At 72.5% G+C, this 25,217-nt stretch carries 20 protein-coding genes and 1 riboswitch; of the genes, 7 read left to right on the top strand and 13 right to left on the bottom strand.

What is annotated here, in order from left to right:
* Positions 1-30 precede the first annotated feature (30 nt).
* From ACZDYF_RS10530 to ACZDYF_RS10505, 6 genes are all read right to left on the bottom strand, one after another.
* Positions 31-4,089, bottom strand: coding sequence for an HtaA domain-containing protein (locus tag ACZDYF_RS10530; RefSeq protein WP_475056297.1), 4,059 nt, complete (start codon positions 4,087-4,089; stop codon positions 31-33).
* A gap of 249 nt (positions 4,090-4,338) precedes the next feature.
* A complete protein-coding gene (locus tag ACZDYF_RS10525; RefSeq protein ID WP_191789780.1) occupies positions 4,339-4,935 on the bottom strand; it encodes a LemA family protein in 597 nt (198 codons plus the stop codon).
* A 142-nt stretch (positions 4,936-5,077) separates the two neighbouring features.
* Positions 5,078-5,839 carry a hypothetical protein gene (locus tag ACZDYF_RS10520; RefSeq protein ID WP_475056292.1) on the bottom strand — a complete coding sequence of 254 codons (762 nt, stop codon included), beginning with the start codon at positions 5,837-5,839 and terminating at the stop codon, positions 5,078-5,080.
* A gap of 38 nt (positions 5,840-5,877) precedes the next feature.
* A complete protein-coding gene (pyrE, locus tag ACZDYF_RS10515) occupies positions 5,878-6,462 on the bottom strand; it encodes an orotate phosphoribosyltransferase (protein ID WP_191789782.1) in 585 nt (194 codons plus the stop codon).
* A gap of 10 nt (positions 6,463-6,472) precedes the next feature.
* Positions 6,473-7,192 carry a hypothetical protein gene (locus ACZDYF_RS10510; RefSeq protein ID WP_475056289.1) on the bottom strand — a complete coding sequence of 240 codons (720 nt, stop codon included), beginning with the start codon at positions 7,190-7,192 and terminating at the stop codon, positions 6,473-6,475.
* A gap of 24 nt (positions 7,193-7,216) precedes the next feature.
* Entirely contained in the window at positions 7,217-7,984 is a 768-nt protein-coding gene (locus tag ACZDYF_RS10505) for an SDR family NAD(P)-dependent oxidoreductase (protein WP_475056286.1), read from the bottom strand.
* Between the two features lie 115 nt (positions 7,985-8,099).
* Between ACZDYF_RS10505 and ACZDYF_RS10500 the strand changes: the two genes are divergently transcribed.
* Positions 8,100-8,891, top strand: a complete 792-nt coding sequence (locus ACZDYF_RS10500) for an exodeoxyribonuclease III (protein WP_475056283.1) — start codon at positions 8,100-8,102, stop codon at positions 8,889-8,891.
* A gap of 89 nt (positions 8,892-8,980) precedes the next feature.
* Here ACZDYF_RS10500 and ACZDYF_RS10495 read toward each other — a convergent pair whose 3' ends face one another.
* Both ACZDYF_RS10495 and ACZDYF_RS10490 read right to left on the bottom strand, forming a co-directional pair.
* Positions 8,981-11,437, bottom strand: a complete 2,457-nt coding sequence (locus tag ACZDYF_RS10495; RefSeq protein WP_475056279.1) for a glycoside hydrolase family 94 protein — start codon at positions 11,435-11,437, stop codon at positions 8,981-8,983.
* 81 nt (positions 11,438-11,518) lie between these two features.
* A complete protein-coding gene (locus tag ACZDYF_RS10490; RefSeq protein ID WP_204807234.1) occupies positions 11,519-13,741 on the bottom strand; it encodes an NTP transferase domain-containing protein in 2,223 nt (740 codons plus the stop codon).
* 293 nt (positions 13,742-14,034) lie between these two features.
* Between ACZDYF_RS10490 and ACZDYF_RS10485 the strand changes: the two genes are divergently transcribed.
* Both ACZDYF_RS10485 and ACZDYF_RS10480 read left to right on the top strand, forming a co-directional pair.
* Entirely contained in the window at positions 14,035-14,664 is a 630-nt protein-coding gene (locus ACZDYF_RS10485; protein ID WP_475056275.1) for a DUF4190 domain-containing protein, read from the top strand.
* Complete coding sequence (locus ACZDYF_RS10480; protein ID WP_475056273.1) at positions 14,661-15,320, top strand: DUF4190 domain-containing protein; 660 nt, start codon at positions 14,661-14,663, stop codon at positions 15,318-15,320. Before ACZDYF_RS10485 ends, ACZDYF_RS10480 begins: the two co-directional genes overlap by 4 nt.
* Positions 15,321-15,358: 38 nt before the next feature.
* On the opposite strand, the gene ACZDYF_RS10475 is transcribed toward ACZDYF_RS10480, so the two are convergent.
* Positions 15,359-16,084 carry a TetR/AcrR family transcriptional regulator gene (locus tag ACZDYF_RS10475; protein ID WP_475056271.1) on the bottom strand — a complete coding sequence of 242 codons (726 nt, stop codon included), beginning with the start codon at positions 16,082-16,084 and terminating at the stop codon, positions 15,359-15,361.
* A 302-nt stretch (positions 16,085-16,386) separates the two neighbouring features.
* Between ACZDYF_RS10475 and ACZDYF_RS10470 the strand changes: the two genes are divergently transcribed.
* The 4 genes from ACZDYF_RS10470 to ACZDYF_RS10455 all read left to right on the top strand — a co-directional run bounded on the left by ACZDYF_RS10470 (position 16,387) and on the right by ACZDYF_RS10455 (position 20,180).
* Positions 16,387-17,100: an ABC transporter ATP-binding protein gene (locus ACZDYF_RS10470; RefSeq protein WP_475056268.1), complete on the top strand. Its 714-nt coding sequence runs from the start codon at positions 16,387-16,389 to the stop codon at positions 17,098-17,100.
* Positions 17,100-17,993, top strand: coding sequence for a hypothetical protein (locus ACZDYF_RS10465; RefSeq protein ID WP_191789791.1), 894 nt, complete (start codon positions 17,100-17,102; stop codon positions 17,991-17,993). The genes ACZDYF_RS10470 and ACZDYF_RS10465 overlap by 1 nt, the downstream gene beginning before the upstream one ends.
* A gap of 100 nt (positions 17,994-18,093) precedes the next feature.
* Positions 18,094-19,521 carry a sensor histidine kinase gene (locus ACZDYF_RS10460; RefSeq protein ID WP_475056262.1) on the top strand — a complete coding sequence of 476 codons (1,428 nt, stop codon included), beginning with the start codon at positions 18,094-18,096 and terminating at the stop codon, positions 19,519-19,521.
* Positions 19,518-20,180, top strand: a complete 663-nt coding sequence (locus tag ACZDYF_RS10455; protein WP_475056258.1) for a response regulator — start codon at positions 19,518-19,520, stop codon at positions 20,178-20,180. Before ACZDYF_RS10460 ends, ACZDYF_RS10455 begins: the two co-directional genes overlap by 4 nt.
* Before the next feature lie 65 nt (positions 20,181-20,245).
* Here the strand turns inward: ACZDYF_RS10455 and thiC are convergent, their stop codons facing one another.
* The 4 genes from thiC to ACZDYF_RS10435 form a co-directional block, all read right to left on the bottom strand.
* Positions 20,246-21,940, bottom strand: a complete 1,695-nt coding sequence (gene thiC, locus ACZDYF_RS10450) for a phosphomethylpyrimidine synthase ThiC (RefSeq protein WP_475056256.1) — start codon at positions 21,938-21,940, stop codon at positions 20,246-20,248.
* Positions 21,931-22,040, bottom strand: a riboswitch (TPP riboswitch). (Overlaps the previous gene by 10 nt.)
* A 111-nt stretch (positions 22,041-22,151) precedes the next feature.
* On the bottom strand, positions 22,152-23,222 hold the full coding sequence (locus ACZDYF_RS10445; protein WP_475056253.1) for a hypothetical protein: 1,071 nt from the start codon (positions 23,220-23,222) through the stop codon (positions 22,152-22,154).
* 218 nt (positions 23,223-23,440) lie between these two features.
* The gene (locus tag ACZDYF_RS10440) at positions 23,441-24,076 is read right to left on the bottom strand and encodes an ABC transporter ATP-binding protein (RefSeq protein WP_191789796.1); all 636 of its coding nucleotides are present in this window, start codon (positions 24,074-24,076) and stop codon (positions 23,441-23,443) included.
* Positions 24,067-25,089, bottom strand: coding sequence for a peptidoglycan-binding domain-containing protein (locus tag ACZDYF_RS10435; RefSeq protein WP_475056250.1), 1,023 nt, complete (start codon positions 25,087-25,089; stop codon positions 24,067-24,069). Before ACZDYF_RS10435 ends, ACZDYF_RS10440 begins: the two co-directional genes overlap by 10 nt.
* Positions 25,090-25,217 lie beyond the last annotated feature (128 nt).

The following is a 25,217-nucleotide window of genomic DNA, read 5'->3' as shown; positions in this document are numbered from 1 at the left end:
CCGGCCCGCCCTGGTCGTGCAGGTGGGTCGTCAGGCGTCGACGCGTGCCCGACGGCGCTTGCCCGCGGCGAGCAGGCCGGCGCCGCCCAGGAGCAGCATCACCCCGAAGGCCGCGACCGTCGCCGAGTCGGCGCCGGTGTCAGCGAGGCCCGAGTGCACGTCGCACTCGACGTCCCCGCCGACCGGGAAGCTGAACGTGACGGGGGCGAGCGCCGTCCCCGGCTCGTAGAAGCCCGCGAACGCCTTGGCGCCCGCGGCGGTCAGCGTGGCGGAGACGCCCGTCCACGTGATCGTGCTGCCCGAGGTCGACTTCTTGCCCGAGAGGTTCAGGCTCGCGAACGCGATACCCTTGCTCGTGGACTTGTTGCCCTGCATGTCGCTGCTCACCACGTCGACGATCAGGGTGCCCGAGCCACCGTCGACCTGAACGCGCGGGTTCGAGATCTGCAGGTCCAGGATGCCGTCGTGGCCCGTGAACTTCACCGAGCCGGCAAAGCTCGTGCGTCCCTTGCCGAGATCGGTGTTGAAGGATCCCTTGCCACCGCTCCACGTGTACGAGGAGCCGTTGTCCTTGACTCCGCTCGTCGAGACCGAGCCCTTGGCGATCGGGCCGGCGATGTACGCGCGGAACGCGTCGCTCACGCCCCAGCTCAGCGTCGCACCGTTGACGCCCTGTGCGTAGCACTGCTGGGCGGCGGAACCGCCCGAGGTGCTGGTCGCGCCCGTGACGGTGATGATCGCGGAGACCTTGTGGTTCGCACCCTCGAGGGACAGCGTGTGCTCCCCCGGCTCGAGGTTCTTCGGGATCGTCACCGTGGCCGACGCGGCGCCGCCGGCGTTGGCCGTGATGCCCGTCGCGAGCGTCCGCGGGGTCGACCGGATGACCGACTTGAGGCCGGCCTCGTTCGCGCCGAAGCCCACACCGCTGATCGTGACCTTGCCGCCGGGCGCGACCTGGTAGGTCGAGAGGGTGGCCTTGGCGGGGTCGACCGTCGTGGTGCCGGAACCGTCGTTCGGGGTGCCGATGCTGCCGCCTGTACCACCGCCCGAGGTGCTGGTGGCACCCATCACGAAGAACAGCGGGTCGAGCTCCGTACCCGCGGGGTAGAAGCCCGAGAACGCCTTCGAACCCGCGTCGGTCAGGGTCGTGGCGACGTTGACGTAGGTGACCGAGCCGCTCTCGTGCTCGATCGCACCGTTCAGCGCGAGCGAGGCGAACCGGACGCGCTTGGCGTCGAACGTGGTCCCGTCGAGGTTCGCGGACCGCACGTCGACGACGAGGGTGCCCTTGCCGGGCGACGTCACGTCGACCGTCGGGTTCGAGAGGGTGAGGTTGAGCAACCCGTCGTGACCCGAGAACGTGACCGTCCCGCCGTACTCGGCGGTCCCGAGGAGGGTTCCGGGCATCCACGAACCGCCGGTCTGACGGAAGTCGAACGTCCCGTCCTTGACGGTGGCACCGGCGGACGCCACGGCGCCGCCCTTGGCGATGCCACCCGTGATGTAGGTACGGAAGCTCTCCTTGACGCCCCACTGGAGGCTTCCGACCGGCGTCGAGCCGACCACCGTGATGCTCGTCTCGCCCGTCGCGCCCAGCGCGCTCGTGACCTTGACCGGGTGTGCGCCCGGGGTCAGGCCCGTCGGGACGGTCGCGGTGACCTTCCCGCCCTGCGCGGTGAACGTCGCGGACGCCCCGCCGACCTGGACGGAGGACACGGAGTCGCCCGCCCCGAGCCCCTCGACCGTCAGCGTGACCTTCTCGCCGGCCTTCACCGCGGCCGAGCCGGGAGTGACCGTGAGCGGCGCCGGGGCCGGTGCGTCGGTGTACCTGACCGGGACAGCGAGCTCCTGAGCAGCGTTCGTCACGCCGCCGGCACCGTAGGTGTAGACGCCGAACGAGCCGGTCTCCGGCCACGCGACGTCCACGCCCGACTTCTGCCCGGGCTTGACCGTCAGCTCGGCCGTGAACTCACCCTCGGGCGAGACCGTGGCCCACTGAGCACGCACCGTGCCCTGGAACGCGGGCGAGATCGCGTCGAGCCCCGCCTGGCTGAGCGCCCACCGCTGGTCACCGACCACGCGAGCCGACGACGGCGCACCCGTGGACGGCTTCCACGCGTCGGCGAACTTCCCGAAGACCACGTACGTTCCCGCAGGGTTGCCCGCCGAGATCGGCGGGCGGTTGCCCTCAGGAGCGACGTTTCCGGCCGGGTCGAAGCCGGAGCCCTTCACGACGACCTTGTCCCCAGCACGCACCAAGGTGTTCCCCAGCGGCGTCTTCCCGTCAGCGGCGAAGACCTCGACCTTTGGCTCGAACACCGGGGCCGGCTTCTCCGTGAAGTTCACGGGGACGGAGAGCTCCTGAGCAGCGTTCGTCACGCCGCCGGCACCGTAGGTGTAGACACCGAAGCGGCCACCTTCGAGCGCGGCGGGAGCCTTGAGCGTGAGCCTGGCCGTGAACGAGCCCTCGGCCGTGATGTCGGCCCACTGAGCCCGGATGATCGCCTGGTTCGTCGGGGTCAGCTGCTCGAGCACCGTCTCGGACAAGGCCCAGACCTGCGACCCGACCTTGCGAGCAGCGCCCGTCGCCCCGACAGACGGCTTCCAGCTCTCCGCGAACGCACCGAACACCACGTAGTTGCCCTGCGGCAGCGTCTTCGGGATCGGGTTCCCGTACCCACCGACGTTCGACGCCGGGTCGAACCCGGTGCCCTTCACGACGATCTCGTCACCAGGACGAACCACCGTGTTCCCCAGCGGCGTCTTCCCGTCAGCGGCGAAGACCTCGATCTTCGGCTCGAACACCGGGGCCGGCGGCTCCTCGCCCTGGAGGGTGATCGGGGTGAGGGTGTCGAGCGAGCGGTCGGTGACCGACAGCCCGTGCGCGGCCGAGGTGGCCACCTGGTAGGACTTCGACGCGTCGAGCGTGCCTGCCGGGACCGTGATCGTGGTCGTGAACGCGCCGTCCTTGACGAGCGCGGCGGGCACGAAGGCCTGCTGGAGCCAGCCCGTGCCGGGAAGCGCCGAGCCGCCGCTCCAGAGCGAGGTCTCGCCGAGCAGCACGTACGCGCCGTACTTCGCGCCCGCTCCGACGAAACCGGTGCCCGAGATCGTGAACGTGTTCGCGACGGCCGGGTCGACGTCCTCGTTCGGCGTGACCGTGACCTGGGGGTCGGCGACCGGGGCCGGCGGATCGACCTGCTTGGCCGTCACGGTGTGCGCGACTCCGGCGGACGTCGACGCCGTGAAGGCCGCGGCGTCGGCCGGGGTGAAGTGCGCGGTGAAGGAGCGCTCCCCCACCGTCGTGGGCGTGACGTCGCGGCGGGCGACGCCGTCGGACACCGTGGCGGTGCCGAGCGACGTGGCGCCGTCGAAGAACTCGACCGCGCCCGCGGCAGCGGGTGCGACCGTCGCGCTCAGCGCGAGGGCCGTGCCCTCGACCGAGGTGCCGCCCGGGGAGACCGCGAGCGTGGTCGAGGTCGTCGCCGCGGGGACCACCGGGAGCGGCGCATCGAGCGTCGCCGTCAGGGTGGACATGGGCTTGCCGACGTACGCGCTGAAGTAGTCCGAGACCGCAGCGAGGTCGTTCGAGACGGTACCGCTCGCGACGAGGGTCAGGGTGTCACCGGTCCGCGTCGGGGCGACCGTGACGTCGGCGACCTTCGCGTCGTTCCCGGTGCCCGCGTTGATCGTGCCCCCGAAGTCGGCCGTGAGCACGCCCGCCGTCGGGGAGGTCAGCCGGAGCGTCAGGTCCGAGATGGTGAGGCCCAGGGCGCCGTCGTGGCCCGAGTACGTGGTCGACCCGGCGAACCTCACCGTCCCCGTGCCCGCCGCGTCGAGCGACCCGGACGCCGGCTCGTAGACCGACTTCCCGTCGACCATGGCAGGCGTGACGGTCCCCTTGGCGATCGGGCCCGTGACGTAGCCCGTCCAGCCGTCCGTGAAGTTCCAGGTGGCGCTGCCACCCGACACCGTGTCGGCGGCGGCGCCTGCCGGAGCGACTCCGACGAACGTGAGACCGGCGACGAGCGCTCCGGTCAGGAGTGACGCGAGGGCGCGTCGGCGCCCTCCCCGTTGCGTGATGAGCACTCGATCTCCTGTGAAGGTCCAGGGTCGCCCGCGATGGCGACGCATGGCGACAGGTCTCTCGACCATCGCCCCGTGGACCATATAAGGGCTGCCTCACCAAAGCAAGGCAAACCTTATCTGCTGTGCGCGGAGTCACACCCCCGCACTTCCCAGGACGCGAGGAGGGGCGGGGCGCCCTCCGGCACCCCGCCCCTCCTCGCGTTCCGCCCTCGGTTCCCGGCGTCGTTCCGGGGCCCGCGGGCTCGCTGCTCAACGGTCGACGATCGGCCCGTTCCCGTGGAAGTCGACCCGCGGCGCGTTCCGCACCGCCGGGTTCTCGACCTCGAAGTACTCGGCGCGCTGGAAGCCGAACATCTTCGCGACGACGTTCGCCGGGAACGTCTCGACCTTGGTGTTCAGCGTGCGCACGTTGGCGTTGTAGAACCGGCGGCCGGCCGCGATGCGGTCCTCGGTGTTCGTCAGCTCGTCCTGGAGCCGACCGAAGTTCTCGCTCGCGCGCAGCTGCGGGTAGGCCTCGGCCACCGCGAAGAGCCGCCCCAGGGCCTGGGTGAGCTGGTTCTCCTTGGCCGCCTGGTCCGCCGGGCCCGTCGCGGTGCCCGCCGCGGCCGATCGAGCGGCAGCCACCTCCTCGAACACGCCACGCTCGTGCGCGGCATAGCCCTTCACGGTCTCCATGAGGTTCGGGATGAGGTCGTGGCGTCGGTGCAGCTCGACGTCGATCTGGCGCCAGGACTCCTGCACCAGGTTCCGCAGCCGGACGAAGCCGTTGTACTGCGCGACCGCCCAGAACAGGACGATCAGGACGACGATGCCGATGACGATCAAGGCGATGGTGCCGCCTGTCATGCTGCCCCCTTGGGCTGAGCTGGTCGGACCGCTCGCCCGAGCACCGCACGACCGGACCTGACGGACCGGGCGCGAGACGCCGTCGGGCGGCGCGGAAGGTAGGTGCATCGTAGCTGCGCAGCCGCTCGCCGGACCGCACGGCTCACGGCGACGGCGTGCCCCACGGCGGCGCCCCGGCCTCCGGCTCCGGACGCACCTCGCGCGGGCCGCGCGGCGCCTGCTGTCCCCGGCGCGGCGGGACCGCGCCCCGGTCCAGCCACACGAAGTCCGGGACGGCGTCGACCACCACGGCCAGACGCGAGAGCGTCGGGAGGACGTTGTCGGGGACCGTCCGCCCGCCCGTCCACGCGAGGATCGCGTCCCCCTCGATCCGCAGGAACCGCCGCTCGAAGTCCGCCTCCAGCAACCGGTGCATGGTGCGCGGGTGCAGCACGTCGTGCGCGAACCGCAGGTCGCTCGCCTGGACCCGCCACGCACGGTTGAAGGCGTCCGACTCGAGCTGGACGTCCTGCCCGCCGAACACCTTGGCAAGCCTCGCGCCGAGCCCCTCCGGGGTGAGCTGGAGCGTGGGGAACGAGGCATGCAGCAGCAGCGCGACCACGTGCGCCGAGTGCGTCGTCGACTCCTTGCCCGAACCCGTGGTCCAGCTGAACGTGAACGACAGCGCCGAGCGTCCCTCGTACGGGCCCGTCAGGACCTCGGTCGCCCGTCGCGACCGCCCCTCGTCGAACGGGGTGCCCCGCCACCGGCGAGCCAGCGCAGGGTCGGCACCATGGTGCTCCCACCCGTTCTCCGCAGCCCACCGTTCGAGCAGCGCGACGCGCGCCCGGTGCCCCCACCAGCCGACGAGCACCCCCGCGACCGCGAGCAGCGCCATCCCGACCACGAACCACGAGCCGTCCATCGTTCCCCCCGGGCCGCGTCCGCCGTCAGACGGACCGGTCAGGCCAGGTCGAAGTCGGTCAGGCCGAAGATCGAGTGGTAGGGCACGCCCAGCGCCTCGATCTTCTCGCGCGCGCCCGTGTCGCGGTCCATGATCGTCGCGACGCCCACGACCTCGGCGCCCGCGGCCCGCGCGGCCTCGATCGCCGTGATGGGCGAGCCGCCCGTCGTGGTCGTGTCCTCGACGACGACGACGCGGCGCCCTGCGATCTCCGGGCCCTCGATCTGGCGCTGCATGCCGTGCGCCTTGGCCGCCTTGCGCACCACGAACGCGTCGAGGTCCTGTCCGCGCGAGGCCGCGGCGTGCAGGAGGGCGGTCGCGATCGGGTCCGCCCCCAGCGTCAGGCCACCCACGGCGTCGACCTCGGCCGTGCCCAGCCCGACCTCCTCGAGCTGGTCCAGCAGGACGTGCCCGACGAGCGGGGCCGCACGGTGGTGCAGCGTGACGCGGCGCAGGTCCACGTAGTAGTCGGCCTCCTTGCCGGAGGACAACGTCACCTTCCCGTGCACGATCGCGAGCTCGGCGATCAGGTCGCGAAGCTGCTCGCGAGGCGTCGGGGACAGGTGCGTGGAGGTCTCGGTCATGGGGTCAAGGCTAGCGGTCCGACGCGTCCGCGGGCCGCGGGCTCTCGCCCTCCGGGCGCTCCGGGGCCCGAACGTGAGCGAGGACACCGGCGAGCAGGAGAGCGAGGTCACGCACGTCCTCGACGGGCGCCGTACCGTCCGTCCAGGACAGGATCGCGCGGCCCTCGAAGCGCAGACGGGACCCCACGTACGCGGGGTCCAGGAGCCGTTGCCGCACGGCCTCCGTCAGGAGGTCGTGCGCAGCGAGCTCGTCGGGGGCGCGCACCGTCCAGGTCGAGGCGAACGCCGGGTCGTCGAACACGACCTCACGGCCCACCACGCGCTGGACCGACGGCTGCCGGTACCCCACGGGCACGACCTCGACCGTCGGGACGTCCCACGGGACGTCGAGGGCCACGACCTGGCACTCGACCATCGTGGGGCGCCCGCGTCCTGCCATGGTCGCGGCGGAGCGCCACGCGTACCGGAACGTGACGAGCGGCCGGCCGTCCACGGCCCCGCGGCGAAGGTCCTCGGCCCTGCCGCGGTCCTGGACGTCGAACGGGGCCCCCTTCCAGCGGTCGAGCAGGGAGTCGTCGGGCGGCGCAGGCTCCCAGCCCAGCTCCCGCACGAGCGCGTCCTGCGCGTCCCGGCGCGCACGCCGGGCGACCACGGCCAGCGCGGCCACCGCGACCACGAGCATCAGCAGGACGCTCAGCACGACCAGCCCGACGACGGACTCGCGGCTCATGCGCGCCTCCTGCCTCGCACTCCCCTAGCGCCCCTCGAACGCCCGCACGGCCACGCGCGGCGCGACCTTCAGCAGCCCCGACGCGAGCCGGTACCGCAGCGACGGCGTCGAGATCACGACGCCGCGGCGCACGTCCGCGAGAGCCGCGGCCACGACGCGGTCGGCGTTCAACCACGCGACCTCGGGGAGCTGGCTGTAGTCGATCCCGGCGCGCTCGTGGAACTCGGTGTGCGTGAGCCCGGGGCACAGCGCGGTGGCCGTGACACCCGTCCCGCGCAGCTCGACCGCGAGCCCCTCGGTGAAGGTCCGCACCCACGCCTTGGCCGCCGAGTAGGTCCCGCTCGCGGTGAGCGCCGCGACCGACGCGACGTTGAGGATCGCGCCACGCCCACGCTCGGTCATCTGGCCCGCGGCGGCGTGCGAGAGCACGAGGACCGCGCGCACCATGACGTCGAGCGCCTTGACCTCGGCGTCGACGTCGCCGCCCACGAACCGCTGGTGCACCGCGTAGCCCGCGTTGTTGACGAGCAGGCCCACGGGGCGCTGCCCTGCCTCGTCCTCGTGCGCCACGGCGAGGCGCGCTGCGACGCGCGCGACGTCGTCGGGCACCGAGAGGTCCGCCGGGAGCACCTGGACCCGCACGCCGGCCGCAGCACGGATCTGCTGCGCGACACGCTCGAGGCGTTCCTCGTCGCGCGCGACGAGGACCAGGTCGTGACGGGCCGTGGCCAGCTGCCACGCGAACTCGAGCCCCAGGCCGGCGCTGGCGCCGGTGATCAGTGCAGTCGCCATGGGCCCCAGCCTAGGGGGCGCGGGGCGCTCGCGAGACCCGCACGCCCGACGACGTCGCGCACCGTCCCGCACCTGGGTAGCGGGACGCGTGGGTCACCCCGGATAGCCTGTCGCCATGCGTCTCGCCACCTGGAACATCAACTCGATCCGAGCCCGCGCCGAGCGCGCCGTCGCCTTCCTCGAACGCTCGGGCACCGACGTGCTCGCGCTGCAGGAGACCAAGTGCAAGGACGCCCAGTTCCCGCACGCGGTCTTCGAGGCCGCCGGATACGAGGTCGCACACTTCGGGCTGAGCCAGTGGAACGGCGTCGCGATCGTCTCGCGCGTGGGGATCGAGGACGTCGAGACCGGGTTCGCGACCCAGCCCCACTTCGGGGCCGAGCCGCACCTGGAGGCCCGCGCCATCGGGGCGACGTGCGGTGGCGTGCGCGTGTGGAGCCTGTACGTGCCGCACGGGCGCGCGCTCGACGACCCCCACTACCCCTACAAGCTCGAGTGGCTGCACAACCTGCGCACCCAGGCCGCAGGCTGGCTCGAGGCGGACCCCGCGGCGCAGGTCGCGCTCGTCGGGGACTGGAACGTCGCGCCGCTCGACACCGACGTGTGGGACCCGGCCGTGTTCGCGGGGCACACGCACACCTCCCCGGCCGAGAGGGCGGCGTTCTCAGCGGTCGCAGCGGCCGGGTACACCGAGGTCACGCGCGACTTCTTCCCCGAGGAGCACAAGTACACGTACTGGGACTACCAGCAGCTGCGCTTCCCCAAGAACCAGGGCATGCGGATCGACTACGCCTACCTGTCCCCCGCGCTGCGGGCCCGTGCGACGGGCGTCGAGATCGACCGCGACGAACGCAAGGGCAAGGGCGCCTCGGACCACGTCCCGGTGATCGTGGACTTCTCGGACTGACCGTCCCACCCCCGGAAACGCTGAGTGCGGAGCAGTTGTCGTCGAACGAGCCGTTCGACGACAACTGCTCCGCACTCAGCGACGAAGAGCTAGCCCAGCGTCACGACGACCTTGACCTCGGAGCCCGCGGGCTGGACCGGGACCGGCTTGGTCGGGTCGAGGTCCTCGCCGTCGAGCGTCACCGACTTCACGCCCTTCGAGACGTGGTCCGGGTTGCGGACCTCGATCTCGTAGACCGCGCCACGCCACTCACGGCGCACCTCGAAGCCGTCCCAGTCCTTGGGGATCGACGGGTCGACGACCAGGCCGTCGAGGGCCAGGCGCACACCGAGGATGTACTTCGTCGCGGCCGTGTACATCCAGCCCGCCGTGCCCGTGAGCCACGGGTTCTGCGCCTTGCCGAACCACTCGTGGTCGCGGCCGTACAGGAACTGCACGTACGCGTACGGCTCGGCCCCGCGGACCTCGATGTTGTCGTTCTGGTTGTACGGCAGGATCGCGTCGTAGAACTGCACCGCCTCGTCGCCGCGGCCCAGCATGGCCTCGGCGATGATCGGCCACGCGTTCGGGTGCGAGAAGATCGCCGCGTTCTCCTTGATGCCCGGGTACACGCGCGTCACGAACCCGACCGTGTCGTCGACCTTGGTGAACGCCGGCCAGTTCAGGTGGTTGCCGTACTCCGAGCCCAGGAGCTCGCGCACCGAGTCCATCGACGCCTCGCCGCGCTCCTGGGTCGTGATGCCCGCGATGACGGGCCACGCCTGGTGCTCGAGGAAGATCTTGCCCTCGTCGTTGTCGTTCGAGCCGATCTTCACGCCGTCGCGCGTGTACCCACGGATCCACCAGGCGCCGTCCCAGAGCTGGGTGTCGGCGACCTTCGCGATGCGCTCGAGCTCGGCCTCGTACTTGGCGACGTCGGCGGCCGCGCTCTCGTCCCCGGCGACCGCACGGTGCCGTGCGACCTCGAGGAACGCCTGGATGGCCCACGCGTGCAGGAACGTGACCAGCGAGGTCTCGCCGCCGCCCAGGTTGAGGCAGTCGTTCCAGTCCGCACGCAGGCCCAGGGCCACGCCGTTCTGGCCGATCTGCTCGCTCGAGAAGTCGAGCGCGCGCGTCAGGTGCTCGTACACCGTGGCGGGCGTGCCCTCGGCGAACGGGATCTCCTCGTCGAGGAACTCCAGGCGACCGGTCTCCTTGACGTACTCGACGACCGACGGCACGAGCCACAGGTGATCGTCCGAGCACGTGTCCTCGAGCCCGTGGATGAGGTCCTTCGGGTCGGGCGTCGGGACGATCGTGGGCGACGGGACGTCGGGGAGCTTGGGCGCGTCCGGGTCGAACGCCTTGGGCTCGAACAGGTGCAGGCCGTAGCCCGCCTCCGTCTGGGCCCGCAGGAGCTCGACGATGCGCTGGTGCGTCTTGGTCGGGTTGGTGTGGATGACGCTCATGACGTCCTGGGCCGTGTCGCGGAAGCCCAGGCCGCTGCGGCCGCCGACCTCGACGAACGACGCGAAGCGCGACCACACGACGCAGGTCTCCGCCTGGAGCAGCGTCCACGAGTTGATCATGGTGTTCATGCCCTCGTGGGGCGTGCGGATGCGCAGCTTGTCCTGCTTGGCCTTCCAGTACGCGGCCAGGCGGGAACGCTCGGCGTCGACGGTCGCGACGTCCGCGTACTTGGCCTGCATCGCGCGGCCGGCTTCGGCGCGCGAGCCGTAGCCGAGCATGTAGACGAGGCGCTTGGTCTCACCCGGCTGCAGCGTGATCTTGTGCTGGAGCGAGCCGCAGTGGTTCTGCGTCGTCGCGCTCTCGTTCGAGCCGTGCCCGCGCTCGATCGCGATCGGGTTGGCCTCGGAGCGGTAGGGGCCGATGAAGTTGTCGCGCAGCGAGTCGTACGACGACGGCGCCTCGCTCGACGCGAAGTAGTGGAACGTCCACGGCTCGTAGTAGGCGTCGTACTCGATGATGCCGTCCTCGTACGACGACCCCGTCGAGTAGAGCGACATCTGCAGGTTCTGGTTGTCGATCGTGATCGTGTGGAAGGAGAACTCCACGTACGACCCGACCGTCAGCTCACGGACCTCGTCGGTCGTGTTCGTCAGGCGCACGTCCCAGATCTCGACGTCGTCGTCCACGGGGATGAAGATCGTCTGCTGGGCGTCGATGCCCTTGTACTGGGCCTCGAACGTCGAGTAGCTCAGGCCGTGGCGCGTGGTCCAGCGACCGGCACCGCCCGCGGGGTCGATCGGGTCGCCGTCGGCCGCGAGCGGCTTGCCCACCGGCTGCCACGACACCGACCAGAAGTCGCCGTCGGCCTCGTCGCGCAGGTACACGTAGTGCCCCGGGCGGTCGAGCGGGACGCCGTTCTGGCGGAACCGCGAGATGCGGCCCGTCTGCGCCGACTTGTAGTACGAGTAGCCGCCGCCGTTGTGCGAGAGCACGGTGCAGAAGTCCTTGGTGCCCAGGTAGTTCGTCCACGAGACGGGGACGTCTGGGCGCTCGATGACGTACTCGTCACGAGCGGTGTCGAAGTGGCCGTAGCGCATCGTCGGGTCGGTTCCTGTCGGTGAGAGGTGCGGGTGGGGTGGGGGTGGGCCGACCCTCCGGGGTCCGAGGACCCCGGAGACTCAGACGCCTGCGGTGACGAAGCCCTTGAGCCAGTCGAGCAGCTCGGCGGCCTTCTCGGGCGAGTCCGCCTCGACGAACATGCGCAGCACGGGCTCGGTCCCGGAGAACCGCAGGAGCGCCCAGTTGTCGTTCTCGAGGACGATCTTGGTGCCGTCGAGGTGCGAGATGCTCACGACCGGGTAGGGGCCGATGTGCGTGAGCGGGTCCGCCTCGAGGCGGCGCGGCACGGCCACCCGCATCTCCGGCGTGGAGTCCACGCCTGCCTCGAGCGTGTAGAGGCGCCCCGTGATCTCGTAGATCATCTCGCGCAGCTCCGAGATCTTCTTGCCCGTGCGGGCCAGCATCTCGACGACCAGGGCGCACGCGAAGATGCCGTCCTTGCCGAGGATCCAGCCACGGACCGTGAGGCCGCCCGAGGACTCGCCGCCGAGCACGGCGCCGATCTCCTCCATGCCGGCCGTGACGTGCTTGAAGCCCACCTTGACCTCGCGGGACTCCTCACCGAAGTGCGCGGCGAGCCGGTCGAGCAGGTGGGTCGTGGCGAGGTTGCGCACGACGCCGCCCTTCTCGCCGCGGAACTCGTGCAGGTACCAGTACAGGAGGAGCAGGAGGTCGTTGGTCGAGATGTATTCGCCCGTCTCGTCGACGATCCCGATGCGGTCCGAGTCACCGTCGGTCGCCATGCCGAGGTCGTAGCGGCCGCCACCCTGCTGGATCATCGAGATCAGGGTCGACAGACGCTGCAGGTCCGGTGCGGGGGCGATGCCGCCGAACAGCGGGTTGTGCGACGCGTGGATGAACTCCGAGCGCACGCGCATGTCGTTGAGGATCGTGCCGAGCGTGAGCTGGCTCGTGCCGTACATGGGGTCCACGATCACGCGCAGGTCCGAGCCGCGCACCGCGTCGACGTCGACGATCTTCTCGATCGCGTCGACGTAGGGCTCGGTGAGGACCTTGTCCACGACGAGCCCGGCCTTGCGGGCGACCGCGAGGTCGAGCGTGATGACGTCGTCGACGCTGAGCGCGTTGGCCTCGTCCTGGTAGCGGTCCGTCTCGTCGTCGAGGGGGAGCGAGCCGTCCTGGCGGAAGACCTTCATGCCGTTCCACTCGGGCGGGTTGTGGCTCGAGGTGACGATGATGCCGTAGGCCGCGCCGAGGTAAGGGGCGGCGAACGTCACGAGGGGCGTGGGGACGTCGTCGGGCAGGAGCGTGACCGGGATGTTGTTGCCCGCGAAGACCTCGGCCGCCGCGATGGCCGACTCGCGCGAGAGGAAGCGGCGGTCGCCGCCGATGACGACGCCCAGGCCGTCGATCCCCTTGCGGACCGTCTCGTTCGCGATGGCCTGGCACAGGCGACGCACGTTGGCGAGCGTGTAGCCCTCGCCGATGATGGCGCGCCACCCGCCGGTGCCGAACACGATCTTGGTGTCGGTGTTCTTCTTGGGCATGAACAGGCGCTTGAGGAGGATGTCCGCGGCCTCCTGGAGCTCCTCGGGGGTGTTGATGCCCCGGACCTCGTCGGTGTCGTAGATCCGGTACGACGAGATGCTCTTGTGCTTGGCGATGACGCGGCGGGCGAGCTCGGTGAGCCGGTGCTCTCCTCCGGCGACCATGGCCTCGAGCTCGGAGAACAGCAGGTCGGGGGCTGCGACGTAGGCGCCCACGTTGACCTCGATGGGCTCCCCGTCGGGGTGCGCGTCGGCGGGCCGGTCCTCCTCCTCGAGGATGGCCGTGATCTCGCCGTCGTGGCGGACGATGCGCCCGTAGGTCGGGAGGTCCTCGGTCACGACGGCCGCGAGCAGCGACAGGTCGGCGGCCTTGAGCGTGTGGCGCGTCAGGAGCCCGAGGAGGGACTCGGACCGCAGGAGCGGGGTGTCGGCGTAGGCCACGAGGACCTCGCTCGCGGGACGCCCGAGCGCCTCGACCGCGGCACGGGCCGCGAGCACGGCACCGCCCGTCCCGGGCAGGTCTTGCTGCTCGACGTACCGCAGCCCCTCGCCGAGCAGTCCCCGCACCGTCGTGTCGCCGGGGGCCACGACGACCACGATGCGGTCGTCGGCGACGACCTTGCGGACGTTCGCGACGGCGAGCTCGACCACCGTCGCGTCTCCGAGCGGGCGCGTGATGAGCTCGCGCGAGGCGTCGTCGTGGCCTGCGGCGAGGACCACCGCCGCTCGATCGTTCGTGGTGGCGGGAGCCTGTGCGGCCTGTGGCAGGGTCATGACGTCCTCACTGCTCGGTGATGCGTCGTGCGCGGCCCGTGCAGACCACGCTCGGTAGGGCACCAGAGAGACGAGCGAAAAAAGCACGACTCCTTCCAAATCCCTCGTGCGAGGGTCCGCGGAAGCCCGGTACCACCACCGATCATAGACGCGCCAACGGCCCTCCCGAAGGCCTCCGGGGGCTTTGGGGTGGAATCCTCACAAAATATTCGTCCGGAACCTGCGCGCACCGACGAGGCCGTGCCCAGTGGGGGGTCTCGGCAGCGGTCGCGGGTCATGGCTACGGTTCTCCCATGACGTCACCTCCACCGCAGGGCTCGGACACCCCGGACCAGGATCCGTTCGCACCACCGGTCCCCCCGTACTCGCCCGGCGGAGCGTCACGCCAACCCCCGCTCGTGCCGTACCGCCTCCCGACCGGGTCGGACGACGCCCCCGCCCCGGCGGACCCGTACGCGCCCCCGGCCCCGGGGTCCCCGACGACGCCTCCGCCCGCGGGCACCCCGGCCTACGGTCCGTACGGGGCCCCCGGGACCCCCGTCTACGGGAGCCCACCGGGGGCGTACGGGACCGATCCGTCCGCCCTCTCGTACCCGCCGGGCTACCCCGGCGCGTACGGCCCCGGCCACCCGACCGGCTACGGCCAGCAGCCGGGCTGGCCGACCCCGTCGTGGGACGCCTCGTTCGCTCCCCCGCCACGGCAGAACGGCCTGGCGCTCGCGTCGATGATCACGTCGCTCGTAGGCCTGGCCTTCTGCATGGTCCCCGGGGTCGTCGGGCTGATCCTGGGCATCGTGGCGCTGCAGCAGATCTCGCGCGACGGGACGACCGGCCGCGGGTTCGCGATCACGGGCATCGCGGTGGGCGCCGTCGCGACCGCCCTCGTGGTGCTGTGGCTCTTCGCGATGATGGGGTCCTGGTGAGCAGCCCGCCCTCCCCGCACGAGTACGACCCGGACGTCTACTACGCACCCGGCTGGCAGCCCCCTGCCCCGCGGACCGAACCGCTGGCCGTCGCCGCCGTGCCGACGGGGCTGCTGCTCGGCCCGGTCGGTGTCGGGGTCGGGGCGGCCGCGCTCGCGCGCATCCGGCGGGACGGGACCCGTGGCGTGGGCCTCGCCTGGGCGGGCATCGCCCTGGGGGTCGCGGTGACGCTGACGGCGGTCGCGGTCCTCGTCGCGCTGTTCGTGGGCAAGGCCGCGACAGCACCGCTGCCCACCGACGTGAGCGAGCCCCGGTCCGCGCACGCGCGCCAGCTCGTCCTGGGGAACTGCCTGGCCGAGCTGCCCGACGACGGCGAGGTCGCCACGGTGCGGGTCGTACCCTGCGCGGACCCGCACGAGGCACAGGTCGTCGCGCGGACCGACTTCGCCGCGGACGCGGGGTGGCCGGGGCAGGACGTGGCTGACGCCCGGGTGTCCCGGGTGTGCTCGCCCGCGGTGCTGTCGGCGGACGCGCCCACGGACGGCGTCGAGCTGGTCGTGTGGTCGCCGTCCGAGGCGTCCTGGGCGCAGGGCGACCGGACCGGGCTGTGCGTGGCGAGCACCGCGGCGCTCACCGAGGGCTCCCTGATCGGCTGACGCCCCGCGGAGGAGACCCACCCGTGTGCCCGGCGAGGTCAGTCCTCGGGCACGGGGTCCTCGTCCACGTGGATCAGCGCGAGGTAGGAGCGCAGGCCGGCCACCATGTCGACGGGCGGACGCGGCGTCCCGCGCTCGATCAGGAACTGCACCTGCAGCCCGTCCATGACGGCGACGAGGGCCCTGGACACCGCGGTGACGTCGATCCCGGGCCGCAGTCGTCCCTCCGCGGCGCGACGGGAGACCTCGTCCCGGATGCGCGCCAGGACACCGTCGTAGCGTCGCTGGAAGTACGCGTGGGCCGGGTGGTCGGGCGACGTCGCCTCGGCCGAGAGGATGCAGAAGAGCTCGACGATGCCCGGTCGGGCCGCGTTGCGCTCGACGACCCGCACGAGCGACTCGAAGTAGTCGAGCCCTTCCTCGCGGTCCTGGGCGAACAGGGCGAAGTCCGCCTCGTCACGACGTTCGAGCACCGCCTGGAGCAGCATCTCCTTGGTGGGGAAGTGGTGGAGCAGGCCCGGGTGCGAGATCCCCACGCGCGAGGAGATCTCGCGCAGCGAGGCCGAGTGGTAGCCGACCTCGCCGAAGAGCCCCGTCGCGGCCTCGATGATCTCGTCGCGCTTGGCGCGCCCCTTCGCATAGCCGCGAGGCGCTGCGCCGGTTCCCGGGCCGGGGCCGTCGCGGCGGGCGTCCCCCCGGGAGGCTGGCTCCGCCGTCGGGCGGGCCGGGCCGCGGGCGTGCAGGTCTGACGTCGTGCTGGGCATGTGCCCTCCCCCATGAAGTGTGATTCCCCGCGAGCGTAGCGCCGCCGACGGCGGCGACCCGTCGCGTTCCACTCTCGACGCCGGGTGACTCAGGGACCACCGCCCCGAGGCCGTGTCGGTGTGAGCGCTCTCAGGGGGCACGTCTGCCGGACCCGTGGTGCCCGCCGCCGCCACCGCCGTTCCACCGCAAGTCGCAACCCACCTTCCCCCTTCCGCCAGAAGCGCCCGCCACCGCCCGGAAGACAGGCTGGAGGCACGGCGCGCGGCACCCCGCCGCGCGACCGGAGGAGAAGGGATCCCCGATGCCAGCCATCGAGATCGTGGGCCTGCGCAAGTCCTACGGGACGTTCGACGCCGTCCGCGACGTGAGCTTCGTCGTCGAGCCCGGGAGGGTCGTGGGGCTGCTCGGCCCCAACGGCGCGGGCAAGACGACCACGCTCGACGTCCTGCTGGGGCTCGCGTCCGCGAGCGCCGGGACGGCGACGATCCAGGGCAGCCCGTTCGCGGCCCTGGAGAAGCCGGCCTCGACCGTGGGCGCGCTGCTCGACGCGGGCGGCCTGCACCCGGGCCGCAGCGGCCGCGACCACCTGCGGGTCCTCGCGACCGCGGGCGGGATCGGGGGCCGGCGGGTCGACGAGGTGCTCGCGCTCGTCGGGATGGACCGTGCTGCCGACCGGCGGGTCCGGACGTACTCGCTCGGGATGCGTCAGCGCATCGGGCTGGCCGCGGCGCTCCTGGGCGACCCGCAGGTCCTGGTGCTCGACGAGCCCGCGAACGGCCTGGACCCCGCGGGCATGCGGTGGATGCGCGAGGTCCTGCGCTCGTTCGCCGACGGCGGCGGGGCGGTGCTGCTCGCGAGCCACGTCCTGGCCGAGGTCACGCAGGTGGCCGACGACCTGGTCGTGATCGGCCAGGGCCAGGTCATCGCCGACGGCCCGCTCACGGACCTCGTCCGGGGCGAGTCCCTGGAGGACTTCTACCTGAACCTGACCGCCGAGACCGAAGGAGTGCGCTGATGTTCCGCGCCGAGCTGCTCAAGCTACGCACGACCCGCACGCCCTGGGTCCTGGGGATCGTCGCCCTCGCGGGAATGATCCTCGTCCAGGCCCTGACGATCGCCCTGCCGCGCGTCCTGTCGAGCCTCGAGGGGCTGGGAGGAGGCGCCACCGTGGGCCTCCAGGCCTCGCCCGAGATGACGGCCGACCTCGCCCCGGACCTCACGGGGCTGACCGACCTGGGCGCCGCGCCCGTGCAGCGCGCGATGCTGGACCTGCTGGGCAACGGCCCCGCGGGCTCGGGCTCCGCAGGGGTCTCGGTCATCTGCATGCTGCTGCTGGGCGTCCTCGCGGTCACGACCGACTTCCGCACGGGCGGCATCGTCCCCACGGCCCTCGTCGTCCCGTCCCGCCTGCGCGTCCTCGCGGGCAAGGCGGGGGCGACCGCGGTCGTCGCGCTCGTGATCGGCGCCGCGCTCGCGGTGCTCACGGCCCTGGGCCTTCTCGCGGCCGTCGCGTCGACGCCCGGCGCGCAGCTGATGGTCGACGCGGGCGACGTCCTGGGGGTGTGGGGGCGCGGACTGCTGGTCCTCGTGCTGTTCGCGTGGCTCGGGCTGGGCATCGGGACGCTGATCCGCGGGCAGGTCGCGGCGATCCTGGTCGTCGTCGGGCTCGTGGTGGTCGAGCCGTTGGTCCAGGCCGCGGTCGTGCTGCTCTCGGGTGGCACGTCGAGCGCCGCGGCGTGGCTGCCGCTGGGCCTGGGGTCGCTCGCGTCGACCGGCCAGAGCGCGACGTCGGTCCTGGGCGGCCTCGCCCCGATGGGCGTCGGGGTCGCGGTGCTGGGACTGGTCGCCTGGGTCGCGGTCGCGCTCGGGTCGGGCGCGGTGACGTTCCGCCGCCGCGACCTCGTCTGACGTCTCGTCCGAAGGGGCGGCCCGTCGGGCGCCCCGGCCACGTACCGTGGTGCCCGACGGCGCCGCCGACACCGCCCGCCCGGACCTGAGAGGAACCTTCGTGCTCGACGCCCTGCACCGCCGGCTCGCCGCCCTGGGCATCCGTACCGAGACGGGCCGCGACGCCCTGCTGGGCGCGGTCGTCGCGGTCCTCACGGTCGGTTTCCTGCTGGTGATCGAGCGCGTCGCGCTGACGGACCTCGGCATCCTGGTCGAAGGGGCGCCCGACTCCCTGCGGTTCTCCACGGGTGGCCGCGTCGCGGCGATCGTGATCGTCGTCGCGCAGGCCATGGCGCTCGCGCTGCGCCGACGTGCACCGCTGCTCGCGCTCGCGCTGGTCGTCGTGGGCCAGGTCGCGCTCGTGCCCGTCCTTCCCGCCCTCGTCTCGTTCCAGGCCCCGGCGACGCTCCTCGCGGCCTACTCGGTCGGGGCGTACGCGCCGCGCCGCACGGCCCTGTGGGCGGCCGCGGCGGCCGCGGGCGTGCAGGTCCTCCTGGGCTTCGTGCTCGGCGGCCCCGTGCCGATCACCTCGGCGGGCCCCACGCCGGTCGCGGTCCAGGTCTGGGGAGGTCTCGCCTCGGCCCTCCTGACGTACGTGGCCTCGGCGCTCGTCGGCGCGTACGTCGGCACGCGCCGCGAGCTGTTCGCCCAGCTCCGGGGGCGGGTCGCCCAGGCCGAGCGCGAGCGCGACATGCTCGCGGCCCAGGCCGTCCTGGAGGAGCGCGGCCGCATGGCCCGCGAGCTGCACGACGTCGCCGCGCACCACCTGTCGGGGATCGTCGTGCAGGCGGCCGCGGCCGAGCGCCTGGTCGACCGCGACCCCGAGCGCGCCAAGGAGTCGATGCGCTGGATCCGCACCCAGGGACGCGAGACGCTCGACAACCTGCGCCTGGTCGTCGGCATCCTGCGCAGCTCGTCGCAGACCGGCCCCGGCGAGCCGGGCGAGGAGGCACCGGCCGCACCGCAGCCCACGCTCGACGACGCGGGCGAGCTGCTCGACCTCGCGCGCAGCGCCGGCGCCGAGGTGCGCGACGTACGGCTCGGCGAGCCGTTCGACCTGTCCCCCGCCGTCCAGCTCACGGTCTACCGCGTGCTCCAGGAGGCGCTGACCAACGCGCGCCGGCACGCGCCCGGGCGCGCGATCGAGGTCGTCACCGACCACCAGCAGGCCGCGCTCGTCGTCACGGTGACCAACCGGTTGCCCGTCGCGGCGATCGGCTCGGGTGGCCGGGCCGGGCAGCCCGGGCCGGGCAGCCCAGAGCACGGCGCCCCTGCTGCCCCGGCCCCGCCCGGCCACGGCCTCATCGGCATGACCGAGCGCGCGCACCTCGTCGGCGGGACGCTCGACGCCGGCCCCGTGCCCGGCGACGGCTGGCGGGTCCGGCTCACGGTCCCCCGGCCGGTCGACCCCGTGTCTCCCACGATCCCCCAGCGCTCGGCGACGTCCGCGGACGAGCCGGGCTCCGCCGTCGGGCAGGAGGCCCCATGACCCGAGTGGTGCTGGTCGACGACCAGGCCGTCGTCCGCGCAGGCTTCACCGTGATCCTCGAGAGCGAGGGCCTCGAGGTCGTCGGCGAAGCGTCGAACGGGGCCGACGCCGTGCGCGTCGCACGCCGCGAGCGCCCCGACGTCGTGTGCATGGACGTCCGCATGCCCGGCGGGGACGGCATCACGGCGACGCGCGCGCTCGCGGGTCCCGGCGTCGTCGACCCGGTCCCGGTGCTCGTGGTGAGCACGTTCGACCTGGACGACTACGTGTTCGGCGCCCTGGAGGCCGGGGCGAGCGGGTTCCTGCTCAAGGACGCCGAGCCCGACGTCCTGGTCGACGCGGTGCGGCGTGTGGCGTCGGGCGAGGGCCTCGTCGACCAGACGCTCACGCGGCGCGTGATCGACGAGTTCGCCCGACGGCGGTCCCCCGCGTCCCCGGACGACGTCGCCTCAGGTCTGCTCACCTCGCGCGAGCACGACATCCTGGCGCTGCTGTGCCGGGGGCAGTCGAACGCCGAGATCGCCTCGACACTGTTCCTCGAGGCGAGCACCGTGAAGTCGCACCTGAGCCGGATCATGACCAAGACGGGCCTGCGCGATCGCGTCCAGCTCGTGGTGTGGGCGTACGAGCACGGGATCGCGGCGCCGTCGCCACGGTGATCCGGCCGAGGTAGAACGTTCTGCGCGAGATAGGACGCAGCGCGCACTACCTCGCGCAGAACGTTCTACCTCGGCGTCATGGGCTGGGCGGGAGTCACGGGGAGATACACCCGGCCGCCCGCGTCCGTGAACTCGCTCGACTTCTCCGCCATGCCCGCCTCGATCGCCTCGACCGAGGTCAGGCCGTTCTTCTCGGCGTACTCGCGCACGTCCGCGGAGATCCGCATCGAGCAGAACTTGGGCCCGCACATCGAGCAGAAGTGCGCGGTCTTGGCGGGCTCGGCCGGCAGGGTCTCGTCGTGGAAGGCACGCGCGGTGTCGGGGTCGAGGGAGAGCGCGAACTGGTCGTGCCAGCGGAACTCGAACCGGGCACGGGACAGCGCGTCGTCCCGCAGCTGCGCGCGCGGGTGCCCCTTGGCCAGGTCGGCCGAGTGCGCCGCGATCCGGTACGTGATGACGCCCGTCTTGACGTCGTCGCGGTCGGGCAGCCCCAGGTGCTCCTTGGGCGTGACGTAGCAGAGCATCGCGGTCCCGGCCTGGGCGATGATCGCGGCCCCGATCGCGGACGTGATGTGGTCGTAGGCGGGCGCGATGTCGGTCGCGAGGGGGCCGAGCGTGTAGAACGGCGCCTCCTCGCACAGCTCCTCCTCGAGACGAACGTTCTCGACGATCTTGTGCATCGGGACGTGCCCCGGACCCTCGATCATGACCTGCACGCCGTAGGACTTCGCGACCTTGGTCAGCTCGCCCAGCGTGCGCAGCTCGGCGAACTGCGCTGCGTCGTTGGCGTCCGCGATGGACCCCGGTCGCAGGCCGTCGCCCAGGGAGAACGTCACGTCGTAGTCGCGCAGGATCTCGCACAGCTCCGCGAAGTGCGTGTACAGGAACGACTCCTGGTGGTGCGCGAGACACCAGGCGGCCATGATCGAGCCGCCCCGGGACACGATGCCCGTGACGCGGCGCGCGGTCAGCGGGACGTAGCGCAGCAGGACGCCCGCGTGCACGGTCATGTAGTCGACGCCCTGCTCGGCCTGCTCGATCACGGTGTCGCGGTAGATCTCCCACGTGAGCCTCGCGGGGTCGCCCTTGACCTTCTCGAGCGCCTGGTAGAGCGGCACCGTCCCCACGGGGATCGGGGAGTTGCGCAGCACCCACTCGCGGGTCTCGTGGATGTCCTTGCCCGTCGAGAGGTCCATGAGGGTGTCGGCGCCCCAGCGCGCGGCCCACACCATCTTCTCGACCTCCTCCTCGATCGAGGACGTCACGGCCGAGTTGCCGATGTTCGCGTTGATCTTCACGCCGAACGCCTTGCCGATGATCATGGGCTCGATCTCGGGGTGCCGGCGGTTGGCCGGGATCACGGCCCGGCCGCGGGCCACCTCGTCCCGCACGAGCTCGACGTCCACGCCCTCGCGCGCCGCCACGAACCGCATCTCGTCGGTGATGACCCCGGCCCGTGCCCAAGCGAGCTGCGTGCGGGCGCCGCCCGTGCCGTGCTCGGTGGGGACGGCGTCGGGCCGCAGCCACGACGCCCGCAGCGCGGGCAGCCCGCCCGCGAGGTCGAACGCGGCCGGGTCGTCGACCTCGGTGTACGGGCCCGAGGTGTCGTACAGGTCCAGGTGCTCGCCGTTGCTCAGGAGCACGCGGCGCTCGGGGACGCGCAGGTGTTCCGCGCCCGGGACGGGGTGGTGCACCTTGGCGGACCCCGCGATGGGTCCGGTCGTGATGGTGTGCGCGGGCACAGCGGTCTCAGAGCTCATTGCTCTCTCCCTACGTCGGCATGATCCGAACAGGTTCGAACGGTCGGCGGCGCTGAGCCGCCCTCTCAGCTCGCTGCTGCGAGCTCCCGTGGGTGTGGAGTTGTGGGTGGTACTGGTGGTGCTGGGTGGTGCGCGGCCACCGTAGCGCAGGTTGCACGACGGCGGCGCGGGCGTCCCGCGATCAGCCCGGCTCACCCAGCGTCGAGGTCCGTCACCTCTCCTTGAAGTACTTGAACAGGTGCTTCTCCCGGGTCGCGAGCGCCCCGACGACCGCTCCGACGAGCACCGCGCCCGCTCCCGCGAGGACGGTCCGCATGCCGATGACCCAGGTGCTGAGGTGGTCGGCGGGAAGGCCGGCATCGGCGGCGAGCCACCACAGCACCGGAACGGTCACGATCACGGCGGCACCGGTCCACACCGCGGTCTCCAGGAGCACCTGCCAGGTCAGCGCCGAGCGGGGGACCCGGGCGTGCAGGGCTGCGGCGAGCTCGAGGCGGCGCAGACGAATCACGGCGAAGCCCAGGGCCAACCCCAGGAAGGCGGCGGCGATCGGCGCGGGCTTCGTCAGACGATCCCTGAACTCGGCGCTCGCGTCGTACGTCGCGCCGAGCCGGCCGTTGAGCTGCTTCTGGGTGGGCTGAACCTCGGAGGCTGAGTCGGCGACGATGGTCGTGCGCAGGAGCGTCGCCGTCTCGGGCTCGACGGGCCAGATCTCGACCCAGCACGAGTCGAACAGTCCCGCCGCGGGCACCGGCGCGACTGCTGCGTAACCGAGCGCGCGGTCGCGCCCGTCGTCGGGGTACGGGTAGACGGCGCCGACCCGCGCGGGACCGGTGATCGTCGCGATCGAGTCACCGGCGGACGCGCCGAGCGCCTCGGCCAGGTCCGCGGACAGCCACAGTCCCGCCCCGGCGACCCGGCCGCGGTCGAGCGCGCCGAGCAGCCCGGGGGTCGCCTCGAAGCCGGTCAGCTCGCTCGACGGCAGGTTGAGCGCCCGCACGGGATCCCCCGTCCGCAGGGCTCCGGCGGCGTTCACGCCGTCGACCCCTGCGAGGGCCTCGCAGCGTGCCCCGTCGACCTGCCCGGTGGCCTCGAGGATCTGCACGCTCGCGCCCGCGTCCCGGTACTCACGGGCGCCCTCGATCACGCCCGCGACCGCACGCACGTCGACCGCGGCGAGCGCCCCCACGACCACGACGAGCACCGCCGCGAACAAGGTCGCGCGCGTCGTGCCGGACCCGACGTTCCGCCACGCCTCGGACACCACGGACGCGGCCCGCATGGCACGCGCCCGCACTGGTCGCGCGGGCTTCTCCCCCGGCCCGACGCCGCCACTCGCCTCCGCGCGGAGGTGCGCTCCGCCGTCGGGCACGGTGGGGGGTGCTGAACCCGTGACCTGACCGAGGGGCTGTGCGCCAACGGGACGGTGCGAGGCGCCCGGGGACGTGGCCAGGCCGGGTCCCGCCGCGCCGTCGGGCACGGGGCCCTGCTCGGTGGCGGTCACGCCGCGACCTCCGCGGACTGGAAGTCGGCGAGGTCGATCACGCGCGTGCAGGCGTCGCGCGTGTGCGGGTCGTGCGTGGCGACCACGACGATCGAGTCGTCCTGGGCGATGCCGGCCAGGACCTCGTTGACTGTCGCGGCCGTGCGCAGGTCGAGCTGCGCGGTGGGCTCGTCGACCAGGAGCAGATCCGGGGCCAGGGCCACGGCACGCGAGAGCATGAGCCGCTGGGCCTCTCCGCCCGACAGCGCCCGGAAGGGTCGGTCGGCGACCGACGTCAGGTTGAAGCGCGCCAGGATCTCGGCAGCCCGGTCCTCGGCGTCGGGGCGGCGCAGTCCGCGCGCCAGCAGCGGCAGCACCACGTGGTCGAGGGCGGCGCGACGCGCGACACCGTGCGGGTTCTGGAAGACCCACCCCGTCGTGGCGACCCCGACGCGCTCGACCTGCCCCTGCGTGGGGCGCTCCCAGCCCGCGACGATGCTCAGGAGCGTCGACTTGCCGCTGCCCGAGGGCCCGACGAGCGCGACCACCTCGCCCGCCACGATCTCCAGGTCCAGTCCGGCGAAGAGCAGCCCGGTGCCGGGGAACGCGTGCCCCAACCCGGCCCCGACCAGCCGCTTGCCCCCTACCGGCACGTCTGGCCCTCCTCCTGCGAGGTGAGCTCGACCTCGGTGGGAGCGGCCGCCGCGTCGAGGCCGTCGAACGTCACGAGGGTCTGCCCCAGGCTCGACGCGACGACCGTCACGGGGTACGCCGTGCCGTCCGCGCTCACGCAACCGCTCGCACCGCTCAGCGCGAACAGCGACCCCGGTGGCACGACCGACACGTCGAGAGGCGCGGCCAGCACGTACTCGAGCGTCAACGGCTCGGACCCCTCGGTGCGCTGCCACCCGGCGAACTCCATGCTGCCGCGCACGGCCTCGAGGAACGTCGGGTCCGTGACCACACCGCCCTCCCCGACCGGTGCGCTCAGCTCGCCCAGGCGCAGCACGCGGTCCCCGGGCGTGACGTTGGAGAGAGTGTCCGACAGGCCGAGCGAGACCAGCGTCCCGGCGGTCGTCGCGAACGCCTCCTCGGACGTCGCGGCTCCCACGGGCACCTCGCACGCCTTGACCGTGACCGACGACGCAGGCAGCCACAGCACTGACGCCACCGGCAGGTCCCCGGTCGGCTTGGCCACGCCCGCAGCCTTGAACAGCTTGGTCACGGCGGCCTTGGTCGTGTCGCCGTAGGTGCCGTCCGCGCTCACCTTGTGCCCGAGGCGAGTGAGCTCGACCTGCAGGGCCTTCACGTCGTCGCCCTTGGCCGTGGGAGCCAGGTCCCGCCACAACGGGATCGACGTCGCGAGCGCCACGACCGGACGGTCGTCGACCGTAGCCGGGCTCGATCCCGACTCGATCACGGCCCCCGGGGCGCACACCGAGCGCGTGACCTTGCCCTGGTCCGCGACGGACAGCGTGCCCTCCTCCGCGACGACCGGGGTGACCTTGACCTTGCGGGCGTCGTCGAACACCTGACGCGAGACCGGAACGGTTGCGGGTGGCGTCGCACTCCGCACGCTCTGCGGTTCCGCCTGCGGCGCCAACGCCATGCCCGCCGTGACACCCCCCGCGAGCAGCACCACCGCCGCGAGCGCCAGCGCGCCCACGCGGGCCGCTCCTGAGCTTGCGGCCCTGGGCCGGGCGGGGCGTCGATCTCTGGTCACTGCTGCTCCTCGGGTGGTGCGCATGCGTGGTTGCTGCCGGGGTGTGTGACGTCGTGATGTCGACGTCGTGA

This window comes from Oerskovia sp. PE-21s, from assembly GCF_056158145.1.
Note: the sequence above shows the minus strand (reverse complement) of the source record. Positions and strands in the feature narration are given on the sequence as shown.